Annotated in this window: 14 protein-coding genes; 4 read left to right on the top strand and 10 right to left on the bottom strand. The window is 37.7% G+C overall.

From position 1 onward, the window contains the following. Positions 1-204: 204 nt before the first annotated feature. From rpmA to CWD90_RS07320, 3 genes are all read right to left on the bottom strand, one after another. Positions 205-465, bottom strand: a complete 261-nt coding sequence (rpmA, locus tag CWD90_RS07330; protein ID WP_103439512.1) for a 50S ribosomal protein L27 — start codon at positions 463-465, stop codon at positions 205-207. 24 nt (positions 466-489) lie between these two features. Then, positions 490-1,023 (bottom strand): 50S ribosomal protein L21, encoded by a 534-nt coding sequence (rplU, locus tag CWD90_RS07325; protein WP_103475285.1) that lies wholly within the window; start codon positions 1,021-1,023, stop codon positions 490-492. A 103-nt stretch (positions 1,024-1,126) separates the two neighbouring features. Next, positions 1,127-1,582 carry a DUF4199 domain-containing protein gene (locus CWD90_RS07320; protein ID WP_103475284.1) on the bottom strand — a complete coding sequence of 152 codons (456 nt, stop codon included), beginning with the start codon at positions 1,580-1,582 and terminating at the stop codon, positions 1,127-1,129. Between the two features lie 423 nt (positions 1,583-2,005). On the opposite strand from CWD90_RS07320, the gene CWD90_RS07315 reads away from it, so the two are divergent. Further along, positions 2,006-2,425: a hypothetical protein gene (locus tag CWD90_RS07315; protein ID WP_103475299.1), complete on the top strand. Its 420-nt coding sequence runs from the start codon at positions 2,006-2,008 to the stop codon at positions 2,423-2,425. A gap of 9 nt (positions 2,426-2,434) precedes the next feature. Here the strand turns inward: CWD90_RS07315 and gldD are convergent, their stop codons facing one another. From gldD to mutY, 4 genes are read right to left on the bottom strand one after another with little or no spacing between them, the layout of a single operon-like run. Next, positions 2,435-2,989 (bottom strand): gliding motility lipoprotein GldD, encoded by a 555-nt coding sequence (gene gldD / locus CWD90_RS07310; protein WP_103475283.1) that lies wholly within the window; start codon positions 2,987-2,989, stop codon positions 2,435-2,437. Further along, positions 2,979-4,307, bottom strand: coding sequence for a gliding motility-associated protein GldE (locus CWD90_RS07305; RefSeq protein ID WP_103475282.1), 1,329 nt, complete (start codon positions 4,305-4,307; stop codon positions 2,979-2,981). Before CWD90_RS07305 ends, gldD begins: the two co-directional genes overlap by 11 nt. Positions 4,308-4,332: 25 nt before the next feature. Then, positions 4,333-4,809 (bottom strand): single-stranded DNA-binding protein, encoded by a 477-nt coding sequence (locus CWD90_RS07300; RefSeq protein ID WP_103475281.1) that lies wholly within the window; start codon positions 4,807-4,809, stop codon positions 4,333-4,335. A gap of 24 nt (positions 4,810-4,833) precedes the next feature. Continuing rightward, positions 4,834-5,871, bottom strand: coding sequence for an A/G-specific adenine glycosylase (gene mutY / locus CWD90_RS07295; protein WP_103475280.1), 1,038 nt, complete (start codon positions 5,869-5,871; stop codon positions 4,834-4,836). A gap of 130 nt (positions 5,872-6,001) precedes the next feature. Between mutY and CWD90_RS07290 the strand changes: the two genes are divergently transcribed. Beyond that, positions 6,002-6,292 (top strand): HU family DNA-binding protein, encoded by a 291-nt coding sequence (locus tag CWD90_RS07290; RefSeq protein ID WP_031445631.1) that lies wholly within the window; start codon positions 6,002-6,004, stop codon positions 6,290-6,292. Positions 6,293-6,564: 272 nt separating this feature from the next. Further along, entirely contained in the window at positions 6,565-8,112 is a 1,548-nt protein-coding gene (locus tag CWD90_RS07285) for an Rne/Rng family ribonuclease (RefSeq protein WP_103475279.1), read from the top strand. 565 nt (positions 8,113-8,677) lie between these two features. Here CWD90_RS07285 and CWD90_RS07275 read toward each other — a convergent pair. Further along, positions 8,678-9,616 carry a 3-keto-disaccharide hydrolase gene (locus tag CWD90_RS07275; protein ID WP_103475277.1) on the bottom strand — a complete coding sequence of 313 codons (939 nt, stop codon included), beginning with the start codon at positions 9,614-9,616 and terminating at the stop codon, positions 8,678-8,680. Between the two features lie 324 nt (positions 9,617-9,940). On the opposite strand from CWD90_RS07275, the gene CWD90_RS07270 reads away from it, so the two are divergent. Then, entirely contained in the window at positions 9,941-10,420 is a 480-nt protein-coding gene (locus CWD90_RS07270) for a regulatory protein RecX (RefSeq protein ID WP_394335820.1), read from the top strand. 52 nt (positions 10,421-10,472) lie between these two features. Here CWD90_RS07270 and CWD90_RS07265 read toward each other — a convergent pair whose 3' ends face one another. Together CWD90_RS07265 and CWD90_RS07260 are read right to left on the bottom strand one after the other, a co-directional pair. After that, positions 10,473-10,970 (bottom strand): DUF6646 family protein, encoded by a 498-nt coding sequence (locus CWD90_RS07265; RefSeq protein ID WP_103475275.1) that lies wholly within the window; start codon positions 10,968-10,970, stop codon positions 10,473-10,475. Positions 10,971-11,029: 59 nt separating this feature from the next. Beyond that, complete coding sequence (locus CWD90_RS07260; RefSeq protein WP_103475274.1) at positions 11,030-11,887, bottom strand: cupin-like domain-containing protein; 858 nt, start codon at positions 11,885-11,887, stop codon at positions 11,030-11,032. Between the last annotated feature and the right edge of the window lie 6 nt (positions 11,888-11,893).

The following is an 11,893-nucleotide window of genomic DNA, read 5'->3' as shown; positions in this document are numbered from 1 at the left end:
GGCAGAATCGTTCAATGCAAAAATAAAAGCTTTTAGGGCACAGTTCAGGGGTGTGAAAAATGTAGAATTCTTCCTTTATAGACTAACTACAATCTTTGCATAAACACAACAATTGGTCTTGATCCGTAATAATCATTAATAAACTAAAACAAAAAACCCTCTTTGTTTCCAAAGAGGGTTCTTATATTTTAAAAGACTTGCTTTTTAAGCTTCAAATGGTTCAATAGAAACATAAGATTTACCTCCAGCTTTCTTTTGGAACTTAACAAGACCATCTATCCTTGCGTGCAAGGTATGATCTTTTCCAGCGTAAACATTCTCACCTGGGTTATGCTTAGTACCACGTTGTCTTACAATGATGTTTCCTGCAATGGCAGCTTGTCCACCATAAATCTTAACGCCCAAACGTTTCGATTCTGATTCCCTACCGTTTTTAGAACTACCTACACCTTTCTTATGTGCCATGATATATTTTTTTAATTCTTGTTATTAACTTAAAGCGGCAATTAATTCAGCTTTCTTCATTGAAGAATAACCTTCAACGCCCTTAGCTTTTGCCAATTCTCTTAGCTCGGCAACCGTGTTTTTACTCAAATCTTCAGCAACCTTAGCTTCTACCTTCTTAGGTGCTTCAGCTTTTACCTCTGCTTTTTTAGCGGCAGGTTTAGCTGCTTTTTTTGGTTCCGCCTTTTTCTCAGATTTTTTAGCTCCAGAGGCAATGATACCTTCTATTACTATTTCTGTCAAATATTGACGGTGACCGTTTTTCTTTTTGTAACCTTTACGTCTTTTCTTTTTAAAGACAATTACCTTGTCACCTTTAAGGTGCTTAATGACTTTTGCCTCAACAGCGGCTCCGTCTATAGCTGGGGCGCCAATCGTAATGTCACTACCATCTTCCAATAAAAGAACGTTATCAAAGGTTACTTTGCTACCTTCTTCGTCTTGTAAACGGTGAACATACACTTTTTGGTCTTTCGCAACTTTAAATTGCTGCCCTGCTATCTCTACAATTGCGTACATAGCTTGTGTTATTTATTATAAATTTAAGAACAAGCCTAATATTTACTTAGGCGGCTGCAAATATACTCCTAAATCCTTAATCCACAAGTGATTTTTAAGATTTTTAAGCTGATTTTCTTTTGAGGTTGTTGGAGGCCTTAAACAATTGCATAAATGAGAGCGTCAACACAAGGCTAGTAGCAAAACCCATAATGGCTACGGTAAAGAACACAATGCCCTCGGAAGTATTATAGTCCCTAAACCATACTTTGGACAGTTCCCCCAAAAATCCAACATTAATCTCCGTGGCATAAAAGGCGAAAAACAATGTGAATATCAAAGTACCTACAAAGCCTGTAACAAGTCCCGCAGTAAAACCTTTGCCATAATTAAAGGCAGGCCCTTCTTTCATCCTAAAGTATTTTATAGCCTCATATATCCCGAAACCGGTTATTACACCATTAAAAAGGCTATAAAATATATTGGTATGCAAATTAAAAAGAGACAATAATAAGAAATAGGCAATTAATGAGCCGCTAACAGCTATTCCAAACCTAATAGGGAGCGCAAATTCTTTCATTGTATTAAATTTATAGGTTATGCATTTAAATTACAGAATTTTAATGATTTAAGCATACAAATTAACAAGGAATTGATATTGAAGTCTATTTTTCATTTAAATCCATAAACATCAATTTAAAGACTGAAAATTTATTAGGCAGACCAAATCTTCTTTTCTTAGAGCACTGTTTAAGACATTGGGATTTCAGAAATTAAAACAATTTTCTTGGACAATCCGCAAGGAAATAATCCAAAGCGATGACATAACATCTATCAAATTTTATAAAAACGGAATTCAAATCCAGCATTTAACAACCCCAATTCAGTATCTTTGATCAGGTAAAAAAGTGTGGTATCGAGCACTGGAAAAACAAACGACCTTACTTGAAATTTAAATTAATTGGCTATTTTGGCCCTGTCCAAAAGCAATAAAATTTACCCGATGACTAAAATAAAACTAACACTTGTACTGTGCATTTTAACCGCAATCACCTACTCCTGTAAGGATAAAAACAATGAAGGTTCCCAAATGAAGGAGGTAATGGCCATTCATGATGAGCTAATGCCCAAAATGGGGACCATTGGAAAATTAGTCTCACAATTGGATGAAAAAATAACCAACGAAGCATCTTCCGATAACTATGCCACGGCCAGGGAAGAGTTAAAGGCAGCGCACAAGGCTATGATGGATTGGATGAAAGGGTTTGGAGACCGCTTTGACGGAGATGAAATATTGAAAGCAAAAGCATTGACGGAAACAAAGCAAAAGTGGTTGGACGAAGAAGAGACCAAAGTTAAGACGCTCAGAAATCAAATAAATTCCAGCATTGAAAAGGCAGAGGCCTTACTCAAAGGCAATTAAATAAGACTATTATTCTTTCCAACGTAACGATTCAATAAGGTTGCGTATATCTTTCTGCAAGTAAACAGCTGCAGGCAAAATAGAATCATAATTAGGTTTGGCATAAAAATACAACGAACCGGTTACAAAATGTTTTGTACTGTCTGTCACATAAAACTGGGACTGGGAAGCGGCATCACCCTTTACCTCATAATACATTCCATAGACATTATGGGGGGCATTCTCTACAGGTTCCTCATAAATACCGTCGGCCTTTAATACATGCTCATAGCTTAATTTCTGTGCATCGGTCAAAAGCTTGTCCAAATTACCGTTTACCTCCTTGTAATTAACAAAAATAGAACCCCTCATTAGGGGATAATCCAAAACAAAGGAAGTATTGGATTCAGATTTTAGTCTGGCCATTTCATTGTACTTTATAGAAAAGTGCGCTGTTTCCAAAACACCCTCCTTGCCGGATGGGTATTCTAGTCTAAGCATCGCCTTGGGCTTGGGCAGGACATCGTCTTCACATGCCGATATAAAACAAACCATAAAAATTAAAAGTCCGATACTAAGCTTCATGTGGCAATGTGATTTTTATTTGTTTCAAACGCTTTTTATCCAAGCTCTCCACGATAAATTGATAATCTTTGAACACCACCAGTTCTCCTCTTTTAGGGAAACTACCGGCAATCTCCAAAACAAAACCCGCCACCGTTTCCGATTCCCCTTTTTTCTCTTCAAAATCATCTTCATCCTCAATTTTGGCAACCCTATAAAAATCCTTTAAAGCCGTTTTACCATCAAAAATATAGTTAAAATCGTCCAGCTTGGAGAAAATTAAATCCTCATCATCAAATTCATCACTTATATCCCCAACTATTTCCTCTATAATATCCTCTAGGGTTACTATCCCCGAAGTGCCCCCGTACTCATCCACTACAATGGCCAAATGATTTTTCTTGGTCTGGAATTCCAGCAGCAAGTTATCCAATTTTTTATTTTCCGGAACAAAATAGGGCTCCCTTATCAAGGACATCCAATTAAAAGACTTTCTATCTATGTAAGGCAGAAGGTCTTTGACATAAAGAACTCCCAAGACATTGTCCATATTTTGGGTAAAAACAGGTATCCGAGAATAACCATGAGTTTTTATCTCGGTCAATACTTCCAAAAATTTCATTTCCTCATTAAGCGCAAAAATATCTATTCTTGGACGCATCACCTGTTTGGTATCCGTATTTCCAAAGGATACGATCCCTTCAAGTATTTTTTGCTCCTCCATGGTGGTATCCCCTTCGGAAGTAAGTTCCAGTGCTTGGGACAAATGTCCCACATTCAGGTTAGATTTCTGCTTGCCCAATTTATTGTAGAGGTAAATTGTGGCAGACCTCATAGGTAAACTTAAAGGGGAAAATAAAAAATCCAACACCTTTAATGGGAAGGTCATAAAATAGGCAAAAGTGAATCTATTTCTATTGGCATATACTTTTGGTAAAATCTCCCCGAACATCAATATTAAAAAGGTGACCACTACCACCTCCAAGAGAAAACGTACAGGTACAATTCCAAAAATAATATAGGTAATATCGGCAAAAATAGTATCGCCGATGTTATTGAACAGCAATACGACGGCAATATTTATGGCATTATTTGCAATGAGTATTGTGGCCAATAGTTTTTTTGGACGGTCCAAAAGCTGAACAATAATCTTTCCTTTTGCCGTCTTTTTTTCCTCTATTTCGTTGACATCTGTTTGGGATAGGCCAAAAAACGCAACCTCAGCCCCTGATATAAGGGCAGAACAAAACAACAATATAAAAAGTATCGCGATTTTTAGGGCCAAACCGCTATCGATTGCAATAAAATTCAATAATAAACTAAGGGGGTCTGGGTCCAATAGTCAGTCTTTAAATTTAATTAGTCTAAAATGGTAGGTCATCCTCCTCTTCGGGCGCGTTGGCACCTGAGGATTCATTAACCTTGTTTGTTGTGTTTGTTGTAGCGGGTGATCCCTGCTGTGGTTGATTCTGGCTACTAGATTGGGCGTTGGCCGTACTCTCTTTTTTGGTGGTCAAAAAAGTAAAATCCTGTACATGCACCTCGGTAGTATACCTGGTATTGCCATCTTCACCTTGCCATTGACGGTTTTTAAGCCTGCCTTCGACGTATATTTTATCTCCTTTACTAAGGTATTTTTCACATATTTCCGCGGCCTTGTTCCTTATAACAATATTATGCCAATCCGTATTGGTTACCCTTTCTCCAGTCTGCTTATTCGTATATGTTTCATTGGTAGCCAATGGAAATCTCCCTATACAATTACCGCCTTCAAAATAGTGGACCTTAATCTCATCTCCCAAATGCCCGATCAGCATTACCTTATTTAGTGTTCCGCTCATAACTCAAAATATACCCCAAAAGTACTAAATTTTAAACGTTTTTATGAAATCTGCAATTAAAACTGGAACAGGATATTTATGAAGTTCAGCTATTTGTATTCCATTTTTAAGATTAGAGTCAATAGTGATGATCCAAAACCTGGTATGCAAATGTTGATGTGAAAGTTTATGCACTATTTTATTTTCATTGTACAAGTATATTTCGGAGGGTTCTTCGACCGCAACATATTCCTTTAGATTTCCCTCAACTTCATTTTGTTCAATATACTTTTCCGTTTCAAATAATGGAAATTGATATAGGTTTTGCCAAATACCCCTCCCTTTTCGTTGCTGTAACAAGGTCTGCTTTTTTTCGTCCACCACGACCAAATAATTAAAATAACGATTGCGCACCTTATTCTTTTTAATTTTTACGGGTAGGCCGTCAATGTTGTTCGTAGAAAATGCCACACAGTCTTTCTGCAAAGGACACACACTGCAATCTGGCCGCTTAGGCGTACATTGCAGGGCCCCAAATTCCATTATCCCCTGATTGTAGTCCCTAATATTTTTGACATCCATAACTTTTAAGGCCAATTCCTTAAAGTAGAGAACGCCCTCAGAACTGTTTATAGGAAGTTCAACTCCATAATAACGAGACAAAACCCTATATACATTTCCATCTACAACGGCCTCTGGTTGGCTGAAACAAATAGAAGCAATTGCACTAGCCGTATAATCCCCTATTCCCTTTAGTTTTAAAAGCTCCTTATAGGTATTTGGAAACCTGCCATTATATTTTTCCGTAATTATTTTTGCGGTGGCATGTAAATTTCTTGCCCTCGAATAATACCCTAATCCCTGCCACAATTTAAGGACCCTTTCCTCTGATGCTCCTGCCAAATCCTGCACTTCCGGAAAGGCCTCCACAAACTTTAAATAATAAGGTATACCCTGCGCCACACGGGTCTGTTGAAGCATAATTTCCGATAGCCAAATTAGATAGGCCTCATTGGTATTTCGCCACGGAAGAAGTCTTTTATTTACCTGGTACCACTCTAAAATTTTTCTGGAAAAGTTCATTTACTAGGGAATGATTTACAAAAGTAATGGTTTACCAACTTAAAATTAAGTTCCTTAGCAATGAAAAATTCAATTTAATTCATATATTTGCATCCCGAAAAAAAAATACTAAGAAATCTATTTAGTTAAAATGACGAAAGCGGAAATTGTAACGAAAATCTCAGAAAAACTGGGAATTGAAAAAGGAGATGTACAAGCAACTGTGGAATCTTTCATGGATGAAGTTAAAACATCTTTAGAAAGCGGAGACAACGTATACTTAAGAGGTTTCGGCAGTTTTATCATTAAAACAAGAGCTGAAAAAACAGGTAGGAATATTTCAAAAAATACTACCATCAAAATCCCCGCACACAACATCCCTGCCTTTAAACCGGCAAAGGTTTTTGTTGAAGGAGTAAAAAGTAATGTACAAGTCAAATAACATATTATTAATCTAAAAAATAGACCTCTATGCCTAGCGGTAAAAAAAGAAAAAGACATAAGGTAGCTACCCACAAGCGTAAAAAGCGCCGGAGAGCTAACCGACACAAGAAAAAGTAGTTGTATCAACTACTTTTTCCTTTTATACGTTCCTTGACATAGAAATTCGTAAAAGAATTTCGACGGGTTTACACAACCTGTACAAATCATTGTTTAATCATTTGTCCCCGCTTGAAAATTATTGAGTAGTGGGATGAATATAAATTAATTCAGGTGAATAGAGAATTAATCGTAAGATCTAGTTCCAATGCCGTTGATTTTGCCTTGCTAAAGGATGGAAAACTCACTGAATTACACAAAGAAGAAGAAAGTAACGACTTTGCCGTAGGCGATATTTTAATTGCCAAGGTTAGAAAGCCTGTTACTGGACTTAATGCAGCCTTCGTAAATGTAGGGTACGAGAAAGATGCCTTTCTACATTACCACGATTTGGGGCCGCAACTAGCTTCTATGTTGAAATTCATTAAAAAAGTTAGCACTGGAAAACTTAAGGACTATTCCTTAAATAATTTTCAGTTTGAAGAAGATATTGACAAAAATGGTAGCATCAATGATGTTATTAAAGCCAATCAATCTTTACTGGTACAAATAGTAAAGGAACCCATTTCCACAAAAGGACCTCGAATAAGCTCTGAACTTTCCATAGCTGGCCGTTACTTGGTCATGGTCCCTTTTTCCGACCGTGTTTCTGTTTCTCAAAAAATAGAAAGCAAAGAAGAAAAAGATAGGTTAAAAAGACTCGTAAGAAGTATTAAACCTAAAGGGTTTGGCGTTATTATCCGAACAGTAGCAGAAGGTAAAAAAGTTGCAGAACTAGACAAAGACTTGCAGAATTTACTGAACAAATGGTCAGTAATGTGCGACAAAATTCAAACAGCACCACATCCATCCAAAGTATTGGTTGAGCTCACTAGAGCTTCCTCCATTCTTAGGGATGTCTTCAACGATTCTTATACGGGAATCCAAGTTGATGATGAAACGCTTTTTGAACAAGTAAAAGATTATGTGCACGAAATTGCACCAGAAAAAGAATCTATTGTAAAGTTGTATAATTCTACTGTGCCCATATTTGAAAAATTTGGGATAGAAAGACAAATAAAAACCTCATTTGGCCGTACGGCTTCCATGAGCAAAGGTGCTTATTTAATTATTGAACATACAGAAGCGCTGCACGTTATAGACGTCAACAGCGGTAACCGTTCCAATAAGGCCAAAAATCAGGAAGACACAGCCCTTGAAGTAAATTTATTAGCTGCTTCAGAAATTGCAAGACAATTGCGATTACGCGATATGGGAGGAATCATCGTCGTGGACTTTATCGACATGGGTAAAGGCGAACACAGAAGACGCCTTTTTGATCACCTTAGGGATGAGATGAAAGACGACAGGGCCAAACACAAAATACTGCCCCCAAGTAAGTTTGGACTTATACAAATTACAAGACAACGGGTTAGGCCCGAAATGAACATTAAAACAAGTGAGGAGAATCCCAATGGCTCCGGCCAAGAGGTAGAAGCCCCAATAGTTTTGATCGACAAGATAAATTCAGATTTGGAAAAACTCTTGAAAGGTCCGGCTAAGGATGATGGAATTATTTTAAACATACATCCATTTATTGCCGCGTATTTAACCAAAGGTTTTCCATCCATACGTTCCAAATGGTTTTTGGAACATAAAAGATGGGTTAAAATTCAACCCAGGGATGCTTATACATATCTTGAATATCGTTTTAAGAACAAAGACGGTAAAACCATATACTAAAAGAAAAGCGACTTCCATAACGGAGTCGCTTTTTTTGTTTTAATGATTATGATTATCCTTTTAGGTGTCAATAAAAAAACATTGGAACAGGGTTTTTTGAAGCTTCGATATCACCATACTAAAAGAGTAAAACTGATATGCCAAGAACCATTTGCCCACAATAAAATTATTCTGTCATTTTCTTTGCTTGTCCAAAGAAAACGAAACAAAAGAAAAGACACTCCTTCATTATGTGTCCCCAAAAATCTAGGGATTTTTGTGACCGGTGGCCCGGCCTAAATTATCTCCAAGGCTTCAATAATTCTTCACGGCCACGCCTCCTACACTATAGAAGGAGATCAGCCCACAAGGAGCTATAAACATAATAGACAAAAGTTTTCAGTAGACTCAAAGGCGTTGTTGTTTCCAAATCTTAAAATTCAACCTTGGGATGCTTATACATATCTTGAATATCGTTTTAAGAACAAAGACGGTAAAACCATATACTAAAAGAAAAGCGACTTCCATAACGGAGTCGCTTTTTTTGTTTCTAAAACTTATAGCCTGCTTATAATACAAGCTCAAATTACTTTACCCTTGGAGTAACAATTATATTCCTAAATTCTACAGGACCGTGATCGCCCTGAAAATACAATGGCCCCGGCTTACCTTCCATGCTGTCCAAAGCTCCTCCAGTAATTCCAGGGATTATTTGATCGCTAATTACCGTAGTTCCGTTTGCCACAACAGTAACCCTTCTCCCTATCAAGGTAATATCATATTCCTGCCATTCGCCGGCAGCTTTGGCCACAACCTCACTAGGGGTAAGGAAGCCATATACGCCACTATATTCAACATCGGAAGGTTCCGCTCCCTTGCTGTCGGTTATCTGCACCTCATAGCGCCCCCTTAGATAAACCCCACTATTACTCCCTTTGGGGTACTTGAATTCCAAATGCAATTTAAAGTCGTCGAATATTTGCTCAGAAACCAAATTGGAGCCCGATTTAGGACTTTTTAGTACTCCTGATTCTACAATCCACTGATTTTCACCCATAGCTTGCCATCCCTTTAAATCCTTACCGTTGAACAATTTAATAGCCTTGCCCCACTTTGGATTTTTAGTATACCCCAATTTAGGGGCGCGTGTAGCCACCCAATTGTATGTTTGGCCATTGGTGTACAACATAGTGCCCTTTAATACATCTCCTTGCATGCTTCCTTCAAACTCCATATCAGTATTTCCGTCTTCCCATTGCGGTGGAATGGCGAAACTAAATTGTCCGTCGTTCATTTTAACCTCAGCTATAGGACGGGCACTACCCATAGCGTACACAAACCTTCCTACTAAAGTTCGCCCACCCGAGTGACGGATTTCCAACCAGGAAGGAAGTTCTTCCCCATCTTGTGAAATAACCATATCCCAACGCCCCTCAATAGGGTTTATTTGTTGGGCAAAAGAGAAAGTAGTAAAGGCCAATAGCAGGCTAAATGCCATTAAACACATTTTAAAATTGTTGTTCATTTTCATCTGTTTATATTAATTGTTTTTAGTTGTCAGATAGAATTCGCCAATAATCATTTGGTCCCGAAAACAATCGGAAGGTATCCAAAATTGTCATAGCTCATTTCAATGATTGTTTTTTTATGAAACGTAAATATAATTACATTCTACCTAGTTCTCCAATTTAACCACCCAAAATAACTACACTAATGACCTAGTAACTTTAGGACTTTAAATAAATTAACAGGGTATATTTATCAATACCGTAAACCACCGTATATTTACAGACTTACCCCACAAAATCAACGATAGCAATTAACAAGCAAGCGCCTTATTAATCTAATGATGACTCCCAAAAACTCCTATTCCGTAGCGGAAGCCACCAAGAAATTGGAAGGATACTGTGCCTATCAGGACCGTTGCCACAAAGAGGTAATTTCCAAACTCAGGAGCATGAATATGATTCCTGCGGCCATAGACGTTATTGTGGGACATCTAATTAAAGATAATTACCTGAATGAAGAACGCTTTGCCAGAAGTTTTGCCAGGGGCAAATTCAAAATAAAAAAATGGGGAAAAAATAGAATTTTAAATGAGCTGAAGTACAGGGAAATCTCAAAATACAATATTAGGTTTGCCATGGAAGAAATAGAACCCACAGAATACCTAGAATCCTTTAACGCCCTTGCCAAAAAACGCTTGGCCGAAATAAGAGAAAAGGACCTTCAGAAACGTCGAAAAAAATTAGCAGATTACCTCTTATACAGGGGTTGGGAAAGTGCAATGGTGTATGAGAAAGTATACGAACTAGTTCCCAACAAATAAATGATGGCCCTTAGCGCCCCTCCATCAAGAAAGGGGCGAAGGACCGTATGTTTTAATTAAGATTGAAGGAAGCCCCTATACTAAAGACAAATTGATTGTGCAATTCTTCGGCCGGAGTCAAAGTTTCCGTCTTGTATTTTGCAAGAGGTGTGGCAACTTCAGTAAAAACACCAAAGCCATCGCTAAAGAAGTATCTAATACCTAAATGACCCCCAAAATTCTTGAGTCCAAGATCCAATCCTGGATAAATATCCACATTGTTTCCCAATTGAAAAACACTGCCCAAATTGGCATTAAACCTTGCCTTCAGATCTATTCTGTCTCCAAAGTCGGCATTGATCAATTCCTCTACCCCCAAAATATAGGAAGAAGACAGGCCAAGAGAGAAGTTTTCTCCCAAACCATAATCATAGGTCACAACAATTCCAGTACCATTTTCCTGAAAATTGGCGCCTATCTGAAATTTCATATCTTCCTTACCTCCAAAAGCCTGTGCGTTAACAGATGCTACGGCCAAAATAAATACCAATGCAATTAATAATTTTCTCATAGTTAGCTTAAAATTTTAATTTAAGGCGACAAAGATATTCCTTTCCACAAATAAAAAGCCTAAGACAACTGCTTATTTGTTCTTTCAATGGCTTGTTCATTCTTCCAATCGATCCACTCCTGCCCTTTTAGTTTTCGCATTATACTATCGTAATAACGCATTACCAAAACATTGTAAAACGCTTTTCCCAAATTCGCAGGGTTTCTGGCAATAGCACGTAAACTCATCGAAAAACCGGGACTTAGGTACTTCATATAATGCCAATACCCTTCCGGCATATACAGTACTTCCCCATGTTCCAAGTGGGTCCTAAATCCGGAGGCATTTTTTAAAGCGGGCCATTTCTCGTAATCTGGATCAGAAAAATCTATGCTTTCATGGGTAATCAAGGAATGTGGTACTTTATACAAGTGTTTATTTTGTGACTGGGAGAAAAGAATGACCTCTTTTTTACCTGCAAAATGAAAATGAAAGATATTGGCAAGATCAATATCATAATGCATAAAAGTATGGGAATTGGTCCCTCCAAAGAAAAGCATGGGTAGGCCCTTCATTAAGTTCAGTCCAAAATCGGGAAAAGAATAATCCTTTTGCAACTCTGGCACCTCTTTAAGAATATTCCACAAGAATATGCGATATTTTGTAGGCTCCTTTTCCAAAAGGTCCAGGTAATCGGACATTTTCATAGTAGCATGTGGCTCATTAAAGCCATCCTTGCAATGCACCGGGCGATCATCATAAAGCGGTACTGTCTTCTTGCCGGTAACTTGCCGCATATAATCAAAATTCCATTTGGTATAGGCAGGCCATTGCTCAATACACTTTTCTATAACCACTGGTTTCTGTGGCCTAAAATAGTTATTGAGAAACTCTTCTTTGGTAATATTCGCTACCCTTGGAATCTCTTTTAAATTCAAAATAAC

The sequence above is a fragment of the Arenibacter catalasegens genome (genome assembly GCF_002909235.1).
In the GTDB taxonomy this organism is placed as follows: domain Bacteria; phylum Bacteroidota; class Bacteroidia; order Flavobacteriales; family Flavobacteriaceae; genus Arenibacter; species Arenibacter catalasegens.
The sequence above is the reverse complement of the archived record's forward strand: the minus strand, read 5'-3'. Positions and strand labels throughout refer to the sequence as shown.